Below are 16,711 nucleotides of genomic sequence, written 5' to 3'. Positions count from 1 at the left end.
CTCCAGATGGGGGATCAGAAAAATAGATAGATAATATTTCCTTTACTACTAATAATCACCAACGATTTAATTCAATCCGATATTAAAAGCGTTCAGACTTTCAGAAATTATTTAATTATGAACCTCCCTTATAAGTCATAATTAACATTTCTATTTCATTATATAAAAGACAGTATCAATAAAAAATAAAGTACCATCTTTTGATATCACATTTTCATCATGCATATCTTCTAATACTAATCCAAATTCTTCATTATAATAATCCTGTCTTCTAGTATTTTGAAATCCATTAAAAGTTAATAGCTCTTTTATATTTGCAAGATCAGCTTGTTCACCTTCAATAAATGGTTGTTTAAGTATAATGCAAAGTGTATCTTCCTTGCAGGAAGTAAAACCTAAAAATTCATAAGCTGTACTAGGAAATAATAAATTATGTATTACCAGGCTATTAAAGTATTCAAGCCAAGTAGCGTAATAAATTGCGTCATTGACCTTAATCACATGCCGATGATCTGTAGCGAGGAAAATTTCAGATTCTCCACCTCTGGTCAAATATTGATTACCAGAGGATAAGGTTTGGATCCAAAAATTATTATTTTTTGCGTAAGATTTTAAGAGGCAAGCCTGCTCTTCTTTGAGAATTGATCGACTTTCGAATTCTCTTTTAATAGTTGGATTTGAGCCAAAGCTTTGGCTAAGGAGATTTCTGATTGCTGAGCAATGATCTTCTTCCCCCTCAATGAGAGCTCCTCTAATGATATTTTGAAGTTTTCGCCGGATTTCATTGGAGATCATCTAAAATAATATTGTTATTAAAAAACTCAGAATATACCAACAATCCAATATATTCTGAGTTTGTGGAGATGGCGAGAATCGAACTCGCGTCCAAACACAATCGCCGATAGCTTTCTACATGCTTATTTACGCATTGCTTTGTCGGAACCTGGCAGGGGCGTAACGAACCAACCCTGTTCTTATCCGTTGTTGTTTCAGCATTCACTCACAGAAACCATGAATGCCTATCCCTATGGTTTTATGATTCAGCGGCGGGAGTCGCATAAGGCGACAACTCCAGGCGGCTATAATGGGTGTCTAATCTCTGATTAGGCAGCCATGGCGTAATTAGATTCGCCAGTTAAATTTTGAATATTCAGATTATCGTGCTAATTATCCAACGCACGGCATGCTTACACTATCAAAGATCTATGCTGTCAAAACCAGGCATCCCCGGTAATTAGAAGTACAAATATACAGCTTTTTTATGATAAAACCAGCAAGAAGCGACCTCTTGCTGGTTTTATAAAATAATTCTAGAAAAGTCCTTTAAGCCATCTCCAAACGTCGAGCCCATTGGCAAACAGCAATAGTGCAAGAACGAGGAGCATGCCTGCTACCTGGGCGTATTCCAGGAATTTCTCGCTAGGCTTGCGGCCGGTAACAATTTCGTATACAAGGAATAATACGTGTCCTCCATCCAATCCTGGAATGGGCAGAATATTCATAAATGCCAGTACAATAGATAAAAAGGCGGTCAGATTCCAGAAGGCAACCCAATCCCATTTAGCAGGAAATAAGTTGGCAATACTTGCAAAACCTCCAACAGATTCAGTTGCTTTAATTTCTTTCGACACAAAAATCAAACGTAATTGGCTAACATAATCCTTCAGCTTATCAATTCCTTTATGGAAGCCGGCAGGAAGTGATTCCAGGAAGGTATAATGAATGGTAGAAAGTTCCAATACTTCTTTACCCCCTATACCTACGGTACCTTTATCGCTTAATGTTGCATTTACATGCAGGGTATCTTTTCCTCTAAGTACGCCCAAATCTACACTTTCACTTTTATGCTTTCTCAGTTCAGTAGTAAATCCACTCATAAACGGTGTTGGCACACCATTTACTGCAAACATAGTATCCCCTTTCTGTAAATTAGTTTTAATTGCAGCACCATCCGGGAGGAGGGTATCTATTACAAAAGGTCGTCTTGCTTCTACAAAAGATGATTTACGCTTAATGAGCTTATTCACAAAGCCTTCAGGAATAGGCAGGTTGATAACCTGTCCGGCTCTGTCGACCTGAATTGATTTCACTTCTTTCAGGATCACTTCAGCAGTAATTCCATCGAAATACTTAACTGGTCTGTTATCCAAAGACACTATTTTGTCTCCGTCCTGAATACCAATACTACGGCCTAAAGAATCGGCTTCTACTCCATAAACAACACTGGCATTAGGTAAACGGGTTTCACCATAGTGCCATAAGAGCATAGCATAAATAAAGAATGCCACCAGAATATTTACGACTACACCACCAATCATGATGATAAGACGCTGCCAGGTTGGTTTAGAACGAAATTCGTAGGGTTGCGGAGGTTTTGCCATCTGCTCTGTATCCATGCTCTCATCGATCATTCCGGATATTTTTACATATCCACCCAGGGGCACCCATCCAATACCATATTCAGTTTCTCCTTTTTTAAATTTCAGGATAGAAAACCAGGGATCAAAAAACAAGTAAAATTTCTCTACTCTCGTCTTAAATAATTTAGCAGGAATAAAGTGCCCCAGTTCATGTAAGACTACCAGTATAGAGAGCGACAATATCAATTGTGCCGCTTTTATTAAGATTTCTTCTGTACTCATTTAAAGTAATTTCTTCTTTAATCGCGTAATATATCTGTTTTAGCAGATATATCAGATAAAAGTCTTGTTAATTTTTAACTGCAATTTATATAATTATAGCATTGATCAGGGATGCAGCATGTTCTCGTGCAGCACGGTCGCACTGATAATAATCATGCAAAGTTGGCTGCTCTATAAATGGTATTTTCACCAATGTTTCTTCGATCACTTCAGTCATTTGCAGGAATCCTATTCTGTTTCTCAGGAAGGCATTCACTACTTCCTCATTCGCTGCATTCATAACACAGGCAGCGTTACCGCCCTTATACATAGCATCAATAGCAATTGCCAGATTGCGGAAGGTTTTGGTATCTGGTTGTTCAAATGTTAATGCCGGATAATTCTTGAAGGAAAAGCGGGGAAAATCATTAGCCAGACGGTCAGGATATCCCAGTGCGTACTGAATCGGCAGTTTCATATCTGGTAATCCCATTTGTGCTTTCAATGATCCATCTACGAATTGCACCATAGAATGGATAATAGACTGAGCATGAATCACCACTTCAATATCCTCTGGCGATAGTCCGAATAACCAGCGGGCTTCTATCATTTCCAACCCTTTGTTCATAAGGGTAGCGGAATCGATAGTTATTTTAGCACCCATGCTCCAGTTAGGATGCTGTAAAGCATGGTCTTTTTTTACATTAATGAGGAAGTTTGGTTTCTTCCCGAGGAATGGACCTCCTGAAGCGGTAAGAATCACTTTTTCCACTTTAGTCATTGGCTCACCGAGGAGACATTGAAAAATAGCGGAATGTTCGGAATCTACCGGGATGATAGGCACATTCTTTTTGCGGGCAGTTGCCATTACAATATCACCTGCAACTACCAGGGTTTCCTTATTAGCCAGGGCAATAGGAGTACCTTGTTCAATTGCTGCCAAAGTGGGAGCTAAACCAGCAAATCCCATGATGGCGGCTAATACCATATCTATAGAATTCCAGGCAGCTACTTCCACCATCGCCTGAGCACCGGCAAAGACTTTGATGCCTTTATCGAATAATACATCTTTAACCTGCTTATATTTTGCTTCACTACCTATTACTACAGCATTAGGTTTAAACTTAAGCGCTTGCTCAATTAACAGGTCTGCATTTTGTTGAGCGGTCAATACTTCTACACAAAATCTGTCGGGATGCGCCGCGATCACCTCCAGTGCTTGTATGCCAATAGAGCCGGTTGACCCGAAGATGGCAATTTTTCGTTTATTCATTACGGTGATTTACTTTTTTTCAGGTTAACATAAACATGATGAAACAATTATCAATACTGATAATTGTAATGGTTATCTGATTGTAATCAATATCATTGCTGTATATAGGCCGATAGTTCGTCGGCCAGCTTCCGATCATTACTTAACCGAGGTACTTTGTTTTGTCCTCCGAGTTTACCTATTGCTTTCATATAATCGATAAAGCCCTGTTTCCGGATGTTCCTGATTTTAAGAGGTTGCAAAATATTACCTCTCAGCAAGTCGTCGTAATATATATTCTTCTGGCGTAAGTTAGCATCCACTCTATTTGCAAACGCAGAAAGGTCGGCAGGTGGATTTTCGAACTCAACAAACCATTCGTGATATGGTAATTCTCCTGATGTCTGAACTTTTGGAGCAACAGTAAATTCGGTGATCTGAACATTTTCTTCAGCTGCAGCTCTCATCAGACTATATTCTACTTCTTCTCCGATAACGTGTTCACCAAAAGCTGAAATAAAATGTTTAATACGGCCGGTTACCAACAGTCGATATGGATTAGTGGAAATAAATTTGACGGTATCTCCGAGGTTATAGCCCCATAATCCTGCATTACTGTTGATAATCATAGCGTAATTTACGCCTGTTTGAACATCTTTCAACGATAATCTGGTAGGATTTTCATTGAAAATCTCATTTGCGGGAATGAATTCATAATAAATACCAGAATTGGTATTTAATAATAGTCCTTCCTGTTCCTGAGAATCCTGGAAAGCAAAAAAGCCTTCTGAGGCGGGGAAAGTCTCGATAGTATGAATAGGACCACCAATAGAAGCCATTAATTTAGCTCGGTAGGGTTCAAAATTCACCCCTCCATAAACCATTACATCAAAGTTCTTAAAGATCTCTTTGATACGCTTCCCGTTTGTACGTTCGATCAGGCGATCGAAATACATTTGAACCCAAGGTGGAATACCACTGATCAGGGTCATATCCTGATTAATGGTTTCTTCAACTATTTTATCCAGTTTGGTTTCCCAATCTTCAATACAGTTTGTTTCGTAAGAAGGTAACTGGTTAGTACGTAAATATCTTGGAATGTGGTGATTAACAATACCACTTAGCCTTCCGGTAGGTATACCGCCAACACGTTCCAGCTCCGGCGATCCTGAAAGAAAAATCATTTTCCCGTCAGCAAATGCTGAATTCCCGGTTTCGCCCATATAATTTAATAAGGCGTTACGGGCTGTATCTATATGATTATTGACAGAATCTTTAGAAATCGGAATGTATTTAACACCACTGGTAGTGCCTGAAGTTTTCGCAAAATAGATAGGCTGTCCTTTCCATAATACATTTTGCTTACCTTCTTTAATCCGCTGTATATAAGGCTTAAACTGTTCGTAATCCCTCAAAGGCACTGCTTGCTTAAACTCGTCGTAGGATTGTACAGCGTTAAAATGATGCTCATTACCAAATTCAGTCTTTCTGCCTGTCTTTACTAATTCCTGCAGGATTGCCTCCTGATCTTCCACCGCCTTCAACATTTCCTTCTTTATCTTATTATGGACAATAGAAGCAAATGGTTTGGCCAGCAGTGATTTAAACTTCATGCCTGTTATTTTATGATTGAAGACTAAAGATTAGGAATATTTTTGGATTTTTTGTGGCAAGATCTGATTAAAACCCTGCAGCTATCCAGCTCCACATTTTCGTTACAAAATATTCCGGCTCCTTCACTATTTGCATAAACGACAAATGTAGGCAAAATTGCTTTGGTTTGTTCAGTAGCGGACTGTTTTATGAGGAAATGACAAAGGGAAAATAATTCTAATAATAATAGGATTATTTGTTAAATTAATTTAAAATTCAAGAAAGTATGTATCTTTGAAAATATTAAGTTTTGGATGCTTTTTTCCATTGATTTATACATTGGATATTAAAAAAGCCCGAAAAACTTTGTCTATTATAAAACAAAAGGTTACTTTTGCGGAAATTATATTTTGGATAATTATGTTTGCAGTTGTAAAAATCGCAGGTCAGCAATTTAAAGTACAAAAAGACCAGGAAATTTTTGTACAACAGTTAAAAGGAAATATTGGAGATAAAGTTGAATTCTCTGATGTACTGTTAACTGACAATGCTGGTACCCTGTCCGTAGGCACTGATGTAAAATCAGTAGTAAAGGCAGAGATTCTGGCTCATGTTCAGGGCGACAAGGTAATCGCTTTCAAAATGAAGAGAAGAAAAGGCTTCAGAAAGAAAATCGGTCACCGCACCCACTTTACAAGAATCAAAATCAATGAAATAGCTTAATTATCATTATTAAGCTAAATTTTTTTATCTAAGACAACGTTTTATTAAAGTTATTATACAATGGCACATAAAAAAGGTGAAGGTAGCGTAAAGAACGGCCGCGACTCCCAAAGCAAAAGGCTTGGAGTAAAAATCTTTGGTGGTCAGCCTGCGATATCTGGTAACATCATCGTTCGCCAGAGAGGTACGGTTTATCATCCCGGTCAAAACGTAGGTATTGGTAAGGATTTTACCATTTTCGCAGTTGCAGACGGTGTAGTTGAATTCAGAAAAGGTCGCGAAAACAAGACTTACGTTTCTGTTAAAGCATTTGACACCACTGCTCAGGCAGAAGCCTAATCAGTGTTAGCCATAAAGTTTTTTTTAATACCCAATTATTTTACTAACCCAAATTCAAAAAACAATGGCAACAATTAAAAAAGCAGCTGCTAAGAAAGCTGCGCCTAAAAAGAAAGCTGCTGCTAAGAAAGCCGCTCCTAAAAAAGCTGCTGCTAAGAAAGCTGCTCCTAAAAAAGCTGCTGCTAAGAAAGCCGCTCCTAAAAAGAAAGCTGCTGCTAAGAAAGCCGCTCCTAAAAAAGCTGCTGCTAAGAAAGCCGCTCCTAAAAAGAAAGCTGCTGCTAAGAAAGCCGCTCCTAAAAAAGCTGCTGCTAAGAAAGCCGCTCCTAAAAAGAAAGCTGCTGCTAAGAAAGCCGCTCCTAAAAAAGCTGCTGCTAAGAAAGCCGCTCCTAAAAAGAAAGCTGCTGCTAAGAAAGCCGCTCCTAAAAAAGCTGCTGCTAAGAAAGCTGCTCCTAAAAAGAAAGCTGCTGCTAAGAAAGCCGCTCCTAAAAAGAAAGCTGCTGCTAAGAAAGCTGCTCCTAAAAAGAAAGCTGCAACTAAGAAAGCTGCAAAAGCACCTGCTGCTCCAGCAACTCCTTCAACTCCAGCTTCTAACTAAGATTAGATTACAAAATGTAGTTATAAAACTCCCTCTACACGTAGAGGGAGTTTTTTTATGCCTCCTGGCCCCTGGCTCGCAAAGCCTTATAAGTTTTTTTAAGAAGCATAAGAACTTGTAATATTTCAGCCCTATCCTAGCTAACTCATCACGCTTGTTGTTTTATCAAACTTTATAACTTCGAAGATTGCCTGAAAGGATCACCTCCCTATCCCAACCAACTCACCTCGCTTATTATTTTATCAAATTTTATAACCTCGAAGATTGCCTGAAAGGATCACCTCCCTATCCCAACCAACTCACCTCGCTTATTATTTTATCAAATTTTATAACCTCGAAGATTGCCTGAAAGGATCACCTCCCTATCCCAACCAACTCACCTCGCTTATTATTTTATCAAATTTTATAACCTCGAAGATTGCCTGAAAGGATCACCTCCCTATCCCAACCAACTCACCTCGCTTATTATTTTATCAAATTTTATAACCTCGAAGATTGCCTGAAAGGACCACCTCCCTATCTCGACCAACTCATCTCGCTTATTATTTTATCAAACTTTATAACCTCGAAGATTGCCTGAAAGGAAAATTTCTATTTCACCTTCCATACCCTTCCTATACTCACATCTTAAATGTTGTTCTAAAGTTCTTGCCATCACCTCTTCCTCCAACCAAATCCCTCCTCAACTATTTTGTTAGCAACTATAAAAAAAATTAAAAACCCTCCTCTTACCCCTCTTAAAAAAACTTGGCCGCTTTGCGAGAAACCGTATTTTTACCTCATGGACAATTACGCTATCGCAGATAACTTTTCCCTGCTATCCAAACTAATGGACATACACGGCGAAAACAGCTTTAAAGCTAAATCATTCGCCTCTGCCGCTTTTACAATAGAAAAACTCCCTTTCCAATTATCGGAAATGCCTAAAGATGAAATCTTTAAAGTAAAGGGTATCGGAGAATCTACCGGTAAAGCCATCCTTGAAATGCTGGATACAAACACCTTCTCATTACTCGAACAATACCTCAGCATCACCCCTCCAGGTATTCTCGAAATAATGAAGATAAAAGGACTGGGTCCAAAAAAAATTGCCACCATCTGGAAAGAACTGGAAATCGAATCCATGGGCGAACTGCTTTATGCCTGTAACGAAAACAGACTAATGCTCCTCAAAGGATTTGGTGCCAAAACTCAGGAAAACGTTAAACAAAATATAGAATTCTACCTGGCAAATCGCCACCGGTTCCTTTTTGCCGAAGTAGAAGAACCAGGTCATAACCTGGAACAAAAAATAAAAGATTTGTTTGCTCCGGCTCTTGTCTCTATTACTGGTGCTTTTCGAAGAAACAGTACAATAATTGAAGAAATCGAAATTCTGATAGCTGCTTCCGCTGAAGATGCTCAACAAAAACTAAGTACTCTTCCAGGCTTTACGCTTAAGGAAACCAATCAGCATAATGCCGTTTGGCAATTGGATGAGAAACTTAAAATAGTTACTCACTGCTGTGAAACGAAAGACTTTTACGCCCAGTTATTCACTACTACCGGAGCTGCTGCCTTTATAGATCATTTCAATGCTGCCGGTGGCGCTACCTGTATTAAGGAAGCCATCTCCGAAGAAGCTATCTTCAGCGCTGCTGATATGGAATTTATCCCTCCGTACTTACGCGAAGGAGCAGCAGAAATTGAACTGGCCCGTCAACACCAGCTGCCTAAGGTGATTGTTCCTTCTGATATTAAAGGTATCATCCACTCACATAGTAAATGGAGCGATGGAGAATCGTCAATCGAAGAAATGGCACTGGCTGCCAAAGCACAGGGATTTGAATACCTGGTGATCAGTGATCACAGCCGTACTGCCTTTTATGCAAATGGACTTCACATAGAAAGAGTATTACAGCAACACGAAGAAATTGAAGCGCTCAATATAAAACTCGCTCCCTTTAAGATCTTCAAAAGCATCGAATCTGATATTCTGAACGATGGAATGCTCGACTATCCGGATGAAATCCTTGCAAAATTCGATCTGGTCATTGCTTCTGTTCATTCTAACCTGAAAATGACCGAAGAAAAAGCGATGAGCCGACTAATGAAGGCTATAGAAAATCCGTATACTACCATACTCGGACATATGACCGGGCGCTTGTTGCTTAGTAGGAATGGCTATCCCGTAAATCATAAGGCGATCATTGATGCCTGCGCTGCTAATCAGGTAGTTATTGAGTTAAATGCTCACCCGAGAAGATTAGATATCGACTATACCTGGTTGCCTTATGCCATAGAAAAGAAAGTGCTGATCTCAATTGATCCTGATGCTCATAGCATTCATGGCTTTAATGATGTGAAATATGGAACATTAGCTGCACAGAAAGGTGGACTAACCAGCGCAAACAATCTAAGTAGTTATACTGTTGACATGCTGGAGGCTTACCTGCATCAGCGTAAGCAACTTAAAAACATCCATACATGATGCTATTGGCTTTAGCTGTGGCCCCGGGATTTGCTATCTGCCTGTTTTTTTATGCGATGGACAAATACGACAGGGAGCCAGCTGGTTTACTTCTGAAGAGTTTTATATTAGGAATGTTATGTGTGGCTTTTCCTTTGGTAATCCAGGGAGTAGCATTAACATTAGGCTTTAAAGAAAATAATGGTACCCTGATAGGCACCGCTGCTTTTGCTTATGGTATTGTAGGGGTGTCTGAAGAAATGGCCAAATTTCTGGTTCTCCGGGGTTATGCCTATCCTAAAAAAGCATTTAATGAGCCACTGGATGGAATCGTATATTCAGTAATGATAGGAATGGGGTTTGCAACCCTTGAAAATATTGCGTATGTTGGTAAATATGGCATTGGTACTGGTGTTGCACGTATGTTTTTATCGGTTCCTGCACATGCTACCTTCGCCATATTAATGGGATATTATACCGGATTGGCCAAATTCATACCCCAAAAAAATACGATACTCTTATTAAAAGGATTAGCTGTCGCCATCTTCTTTCATGGAACTTTCGATTTCTTCCTGTTTTTGGGCAACAACATATTCCTCGTCGGAGCATCCATTATAACACTTGTTTTTGCTGCCCGCCTATCTATCAGAGCAGTAAAAAAAGATACTGCCTTATCCAAACAACTGTATGAACAGCATTTTTTTGACGATAAAAATAACGAACAGCTTTAGTAAATACTATGTATAAGATTCAACTCGCAACAGTAGATGATATCCCTTTAATTCAGGGTTTAGTGGAAGTAATCTGGCCTCCTTCTTATAAAGAAATCCTCACCCCGGAGCAGATTACCTATATGATGGACATGATGTATAATACCAATGCATTAACTCAGCAACTCAATACCTTAAACCATCAGTTCAATATTTTAAGTGACGAAGATAAACCTATTGGTTTTGCTTCGTATAGCCATACTAATGAACCTGAAGTATACAAACTTCATCGCATATACTTAGATCCTTCCTACCAGGGTAAAGGCGCCGGAAAATGGCTGCTGCTACAGGTTATTGAGCAGGTAAAAGCAAAAGGCATCAAAATATTGGAACTGGATGTAAATCGCTTTAATAAGGCTGTTAACTTCTACAAAAAGATGGGTTTTAGTATTTATAAAGAGAAAATTACCGATGTCGGAAATGGCTTTGTAATGGATGATTATGTAATGAGATTACCATTATAAAAATAGTAAAGCCCGGTAAGGATATACCAGGCTTATTCCCAAGTTAACCATTAAAAGACACAACTCTTTTTATATTGAGTAAGTTTGATCGTAGTGTTATGCTTTATTTACGATAACAAATTCTGCCTGGATTTGATTCAATAAAAAAAAATAGCATCTTTTATATTTTAATATAAAAGATGCTATTTTTTAATGTATTGATTATAAAAAAAGAGGCTAACCAAAATTACTTTTGGTCAGCCTCCGTAGGTGTGCCTGAAATGCGTATATCGGTTAATCCAAGCCTGTTTTATTTGGCAGTTGCCATCTTACTACCTTCGTCGTTATCATCGTCGTGGATCACTGCAACTGCCTTATTAAGTTTTACATCCGGAGATATTTTCAACATACCAGAATGTGCTGCTGCTGTTACATCACGGAGTTTTACTACCACCAATGCATCATCTTCTTTAATACGGTCGTTTACCAATGCTACCTGAATATCGGTTTCACTGAATGCACAATCTCCCGTAATCTTCACCATATCTCCATTCATGATAATGTACTTTCTACCGTAAGCCGCAGTGCTGGAAGAATCTACCCCAAAGTAAATATTGATATCACTACCCGTACAATTGGTTTGTACAGTCTGATCTGCTGCTTTTACCAGAATACATTTAAACATACTAACCGGTGCTGTTGCTGATTCATTAGCATCGGTGAGTTTTACCAATGTAACATAGGCAGCCTGATCCTGAATATACTGTGACGCTGAAATAGAGGTTACATCCCCGGTATATCCTACAATCGCTTCATTCTCTGCCTTAATTTCGCTCAGTACCAATACTACTGTTTCAGCCAGCTCAAAACGGTTATCGTCTTTTACTTTAACGTTCAGACTCGCCGTTGAAGCACCACTGTCAATTACGAAAGGTGCTTTGGTACTGTTTACAAAATCAGCTCCAGGCATTGCTGTACCATTACCAAATTTGTAGGTTAATCTAACTGGTTTTGATGTTGCATTGATTAATGGAGAATTATCTCTTTTAAACAATCCTGCAGAAAATACGATATCTGTGTTCGGCTCAGCACCATTACTGCCTCCAATAAATTTTACAATAGCAGGTTGATCTAATATTGTAACCTCTCCTTTGGATTTGGTAAGATGTAAATCAGAAGCGTCTAATATTTCAACGTGGAACGTTTCTTTTCCCTCTAACAGATTATCACTTTTAATCGGAATTTGAATGGTTTTAGAGATAATTGCGCCCGATGCAAATTCTGAAGGAACAAACGAGATAGTACCTTCTGTAATATCAAAATCATTAGCTCCGGCACCACCTTTATGAGGAATTGTTTTATAATGAACATTTACCGGTGTTCTAACTCCATTATTTCTCAAAAATCCGGATAAGGTAATTGTAAGGGAAGCATTACTTAAACCATTCAGTGGTTCAGATACTGCAATATCATTAATGGTAACTCCATGGCTGATTTTAATGATACGGTTACCATCTTCATCTCCACCACCAGCTGCAATGATTTCGCCGGAAGGGCTCATCAGTAATGAAGCCAGTGAAGTTTTAGCATCATATTTTCCTAATTGCTTGTCGAACATCATTTCACCATCTGCACTTACTTTAATCAGGCGGTAGCCATCTTTTGCTACTACACAGATTTCGTCGTCTTCTGTTAATAGGAGATGTTGAAATGCTGATCCCATATTTTTATCAAATACGGTTGTACCATCTGGTAAGAGTTTTACAATTTTACCAGTGTTGTTGGTAAGGTTACCTCCTGCAGCAACAACTTTACCATTCTTTCCTACTTCCAAAGAGAAAAGAGCGCCATCTGTTTCTTTATTGAATAATTCGGTACCATCCGGGCGAAGTTTCACGATACGACCTTTATCTTTCTCTTCTGCGCAAGCGAAAATCTGACCCAGGTCATTAACTCTGATAGCATTGAATTTACCATCGGCAGTACTGTATTCTTTATCAAATACTACCTGACCTTCGTTATTTACTTTAGCAATACGACTGGCATTTCCCGTACCATAGGCACCACCACCCATTGCTAATATTGCGCCGTCTTCCAGCAACAACATTTTTTCGAACATAGCTCCTGGCTTACCGAAAGAAAGGTCGAATTGTTTTTCACCCTTACCATCTACTTTCACCATAAATGCTTTACCCTGTCCGTCTCCCACATCTCCACCTACTGCAATAATATTCTCATCTTCATCAATCAAAACATTAGTAAATACATTATGAGAACCAAATCCTTTGTCGAACTCTATTTTCCCGTCAGGTGCCATTTTTGTTATGCGTGCCTGAGCAGGTTTACTACCGTCAACGCCTACTGTAATATAGTTACCATGGCGGTCGGTTATGATTTTTGTAAAATAACCTCCCTGGCCATTTCCAATGCTTTTATCGAATATTACCTCACCTGTAGATGATAATTTGGTAATACGTGCGTTACCGTAGGCAATTGTTCCTCCTCCAACTGCTACCAGTTCTCCTTTTGGTAACAACAACATATCCTGAAATGCTACCAACCCACCTTTATTCAGTTTGGCATTATAGATCAGGTTACCGGTGGCCGATAATTTAGTGATACATCCATTATCACTACCCCCTCCAATTGCAACAATGGCATTGTTTTCCGCAATTGCCAGCTTCTTGTACTGGTTCTTCGGGCCACTGAAACTCTTGTTAAACACGACAGGCATTTCCTGTGCGAAGGCTTGTGTACCTATCGCAAGGAAAAGCATTAGTGAAGAAAATTTGTTCATTAGTTTTAGTTTGATATACGCGAATAATAATTGACTATTGAATATTGATTTCACAACGCCTGTTTACTCCCTGTAAACGGATAAATATTTCTCTGTTACTCTCCAGACTATATTGAGATGCTACGAATACCGGTTTAGTAGATCCGAAATAGTTTATTCTGATTTTGCCTGCATCCACTCCTCTGCTTCTCAGACACTCCTGTATATACACTGCCCGGTTCTTAGAGAGGGAAAGGTTGTACCTCTCTGTTCCTATCACATCTGTATGCCCATTTACAACTATAATCTTACCCGGATTGACTTTCCAAAGCCTGAAAATAGAATCGATTTTTCTCCATTCCTGGTCCTGTGGTACAAATGAATTAAGGTCATAATAAATCACTCCGGGAACTCTCCATAACTGATCAACCGATTTAATGGCACTGTCCTGGTTCATCATATATCTGATACCGTTAGCTACAATGGTATTTTCATCGCGCCATGATACCAGCTCCGGGCTGCTATAGGCCGACTGTGACGTTTGTGAAGCAGTAGTGTTGGTAGTAGTGTTGGTAGTAGTGGAATTGGATGACGTAACTGGCATAGCGGTAGTATTGGTATTGCTACCTTGCCATTGAATCATTTCCGGATTGCTGTCTTTAATATCATTGGAATAATCAACGACGGTTCTTTCCGCAGGCGCAGGAACTACAGCAACTGCCGGTGCTTTAGGAGCAGCTTCTGTAACAGGCTTATTCACAGGAATTCCATCATATTGTTTGGTTCCTACTAAAGTTTGCATCTGGCGGTTGTCCACCTCGTTCATAGTATAAGGTACTTTATCATCATCTTTTCCTGGTTTACCAAGATCCAGTTGTTTCAAAGGATTCTTCTTAAGATTTAATACATAGATATGGTCGTTATCATGTACTCCCGAACGATCTGATGTAAAATACAACAGGAGTTTCTTTTCATCCAGTACAGGATTCAGATCATCAAACTGTGTATTTACAGGGAATGGCAGATGTTCAGGTTCTTTACCTAATTCCTTGATATTAATCACAAAGATATCAAGTCCTCCGAACCCACGAAGCCCATTTGACGAAAAAAATAATTTTTCTCCAATGATGAACGGATACAACTCATTTCCGTTAGTATTTACAGTTGGGCCAAGATTCACTGGTGCTTTCCACTTTTTCTCTTCTTTATCCCAATCTGAATAATAAATATCGGTTCCACCATATCCGCCTGGCATATCGGATGCAAAGTACAACCGTTTGCCTGATGGAACAACTGATGGATGCAGGAAAGAGTATCCTTCCATGTTTTTGCCCAGTTTTACCGGTACTGGCTTTGTCCAGGCATCACGATCCTGTTGATAATATGCCGCCAGTAACTGGGTTCCGTTATTATAATTGATATAGGAGTTCTTATCGTTCTTTACATCTGCAAATCTGTTGGAGGTATAAATTACCCTTTGGCCGTTATCGAAAAAAGATGCCGGCCCAACCTGTAATACACCTTTCAGACTGTTATTAAATGGTTCTACCCCATCTTCCGAAATCTGATAAAGTTTTGAGTTGGTATAGAAAGATTGTTGTTCTTTCTTTTTAATATCATTGGAAAGAAACACGAGGTTGTCTTTATACAATGCCAATCCATACTGGTAGCCTGTAAGATTCAGGCGCAAACTATCCACTCTCACACTTTTAGAAGAATCTCTGTTGAAAAAACTATAATAATTTTCCAGGGATTGTTGTTGATTGGCGAAGCGGGCATTATTCTTATAATTATCGGCATAGGTAGCGCTGATTTCCTGTGCCTTATTTACTCTACCGGTGCGTTTAAGCAAATCAATATAATTTGTAACATCGGTAACCAGGATATCCTTCTCTGGTTTGTATAATAGCTCATCATACAAGCTGATAGTTTTTTCGAACTGGCGGGTTTCGAAATAGACACGAGCCAATTGCAATTTTGCGCCTCTTAAAACCTCCTCACTTCCTCCGTTATTGATTACACTATTGCATAGTGAAATGGCTTTATCATATTCCTGTCGTTTATACAATCTTTCTGCACGTTTTACTTTTGCCATACCGCCAGATTGGAGGTTATCTTTAACAAAACTGCAGGAAACAAACAGCAATATAAAGCTCAGGAAGAGTATGAAGTTGAATGAACTAAATTTTCGCATACTATTCTTGAATTAATTTGTTTAGAAATAACGAGGTGCTACCACCTTCCATTTAGACCAGGAGAAACGGTAGTTAAGCATAATTTCATGCGATACCGTTTGCGCACCTTTCAGATTCGATTGCATTGGTGCATCATAAGAGTATCCCAATTGCAGATTTTTTGTCAACTGCACCTGTATCAATCCTGTAAGGGTTTTCTCCGAACGCCAGGATGCTCCTAACCATACAGTATTCTTCAACAGAACATTGGCGTTAAGATCATACTGAACACCGGCACCTTTTACGGCTCTTAACAAAACGTTAGGTTTAAGCTTAACATCGTCATTGATATTGATCAGGTAACCAGTTTGTAAATAATATTGGGAAGCTACTTCCACTTTAAACTGACTACTTCCGAGATCAAAGCTTTTAAAAGCCGGTGAAGAAAGCCCTATAAAGAACCTGTCGGTGAAGATCATAAACCCAAAGCCAACATCTGTTTTCCAGTAGCTTTGGTTATGTGCAAATACCGGATCGGTTGTAGATAACCTCGTATTATCTTCCCGGTACTGTGACATTCCCCCTTTAAGGCCCATAGCGAGATATATTTTCTCGTTTAGCTTTACCCGTTGTGAAATATTCAGGTTCACAGCAGTTTGGGAATTAACTGTAATCTTTTCATTCATTAAAGAAAATCCCAAACTGGTATTTGTAGCCTTGATAGGTGTATAAAACGAAGCTGTTGCTGTTTTTGGCGCACCATCAACTCCTACCCACTGGTTACGACCTACCGCCGTCAGGCTGGAAGACTCGTCCATAGACGGGTAAGCCGGATTGATTACCATGCCATTAAACATGTATTGTGAGTACAGAGGCTGTTGCTGGGCATTCGCACCCATACAGTACAGGCATAAAACAGCCCCTCCTAAAGTTCGCATAAGATACTTTTTCATAGGTATCAGCTTAAAGTATAGCA

The 16,711-nt window shown here is 39.2% G+C and carries 13 protein-coding genes and 1 other RNA gene; 6 read left to right on the top strand and 8 right to left on the bottom strand.

Annotated features, from left to right (window positions below; all coding sequences use genetic code 11):
* Positions 1-150: 150 nt before the first annotated feature.
* From DVR12_RS07140 to DVR12_RS07120, 5 genes are all read right to left on the bottom strand, one after another.
* Positions 151-795 carry a putative polyvalent protein kinase domain-containing protein gene (locus tag DVR12_RS07140; RefSeq protein WP_116974950.1) on the bottom strand — a complete coding sequence of 215 codons (645 nt, stop codon included), beginning with the start codon at positions 793-795 and terminating at the stop codon, positions 151-153.
* 60 nt (positions 796-855) lie between these two features.
* Positions 856-1,229: a transfer-messenger RNA gene (ssrA, locus tag DVR12_RS07135) on the bottom strand.
* Between the two features lie 81 nt (positions 1,230-1,310).
* Positions 1,311-2,642, bottom strand: coding sequence for an RIP metalloprotease RseP (gene rseP, locus DVR12_RS07130; protein WP_116974949.1), 1,332 nt, complete (start codon positions 2,640-2,642; stop codon positions 1,311-1,313).
* An 85-nt stretch (positions 2,643-2,727) separates the two neighbouring features.
* Positions 2,728-3,894 (bottom strand): 1-deoxy-D-xylulose-5-phosphate reductoisomerase, encoded by a 1,167-nt coding sequence (locus DVR12_RS07125; RefSeq protein ID WP_116974948.1) that lies wholly within the window; start codon positions 3,892-3,894, stop codon positions 2,728-2,730.
* Between the two features lie 92 nt (positions 3,895-3,986).
* The gene (locus tag DVR12_RS07120) at positions 3,987-5,486 is read right to left on the bottom strand and encodes a GH3 auxin-responsive promoter family protein (RefSeq protein ID WP_116974947.1); all 1,500 of its coding nucleotides are present in this window, start codon (positions 5,484-5,486) and stop codon (positions 3,987-3,989) included.
* A 400-nt stretch (positions 5,487-5,886) separates the two neighbouring features.
* Between DVR12_RS07120 and rplU the strand changes: the two genes are divergently transcribed.
* From rplU to DVR12_RS07090, 6 genes are all read left to right on the top strand, one after another.
* On the top strand, positions 5,887-6,189 hold the full coding sequence (gene rplU, locus DVR12_RS07115; protein ID WP_116975134.1) for a 50S ribosomal protein L21: 303 nt from the start codon (positions 5,887-5,889) through the stop codon (positions 6,187-6,189).
* Between the two features lie 60 nt (positions 6,190-6,249).
* Positions 6,250-6,528, top strand: a complete 279-nt coding sequence (gene rpmA, locus DVR12_RS07110; RefSeq protein ID WP_089765535.1) for a 50S ribosomal protein L27 — start codon at positions 6,250-6,252, stop codon at positions 6,526-6,528.
* A gap of 64 nt (positions 6,529-6,592) precedes the next feature.
* Positions 6,593-7,123 (top strand): histone, encoded by a 531-nt coding sequence (locus DVR12_RS07105; protein WP_116974946.1) that lies wholly within the window; start codon positions 6,593-6,595, stop codon positions 7,121-7,123.
* Positions 7,124-7,904: 781 nt separating this feature from the next.
* Positions 7,905-9,593: a DNA polymerase/3'-5' exonuclease PolX gene (locus DVR12_RS07100; protein WP_116975133.1), complete on the top strand. Its 1,689-nt coding sequence runs from the start codon at positions 7,905-7,907 to the stop codon at positions 9,591-9,593.
* On the top strand, positions 9,590-10,303 hold the full coding sequence (locus DVR12_RS07095; protein ID WP_116974945.1) for a PrsW family intramembrane metalloprotease: 714 nt from the start codon (positions 9,590-9,592) through the stop codon (positions 10,301-10,303). The genes DVR12_RS07100 and DVR12_RS07095 overlap by 4 nt, the downstream gene beginning before the upstream one ends.
* Before the next feature lie 8 nt (positions 10,304-10,311).
* On the top strand, positions 10,312-10,806 hold the full coding sequence (locus tag DVR12_RS07090; RefSeq protein ID WP_116974944.1) for a GNAT family N-acetyltransferase: 495 nt from the start codon (positions 10,312-10,314) through the stop codon (positions 10,804-10,806).
* A 289-nt stretch (positions 10,807-11,095) separates the two neighbouring features.
* Here DVR12_RS07090 and DVR12_RS07085 read toward each other — a convergent pair whose 3' ends face one another.
* The 3 genes from DVR12_RS07085 to DVR12_RS07075 are packed head-to-tail and all read right to left on the bottom strand — an operon-like array spanning position 11,096 to position 16,688.
* Complete coding sequence (locus tag DVR12_RS07085) at positions 11,096-13,582, bottom strand: Calx-beta domain-containing protein (protein WP_116974943.1); 2,487 nt, start codon at positions 13,580-13,582, stop codon at positions 11,096-11,098.
* A 34-nt stretch (positions 13,583-13,616) separates the two neighbouring features.
* Positions 13,617-15,755 (bottom strand): OmpA family protein, encoded by a 2,139-nt coding sequence (locus tag DVR12_RS07080; protein ID WP_116974942.1) that lies wholly within the window; start codon positions 15,753-15,755, stop codon positions 13,617-13,619.
* A gap of 21 nt (positions 15,756-15,776) precedes the next feature.
* Complete coding sequence (locus DVR12_RS07075) at positions 15,777-16,688, bottom strand: PorP/SprF family type IX secretion system membrane protein (RefSeq protein ID WP_158563220.1); 912 nt, start codon at positions 16,686-16,688, stop codon at positions 15,777-15,779.
* Between the last annotated feature and the right edge of the window lie 23 nt (positions 16,689-16,711).

It is taken from the genome of Chitinophaga silvatica (assembly GCF_003419895.1).
Lineage (GTDB): Bacteria > Bacteroidota > Bacteroidia > Chitinophagales > Chitinophagaceae > Chitinophaga > Chitinophaga silvatica.
The sequence above is the reverse complement of the archived record's forward strand: the minus strand, read 5'-3'. Positions and strand labels throughout refer to the sequence as shown.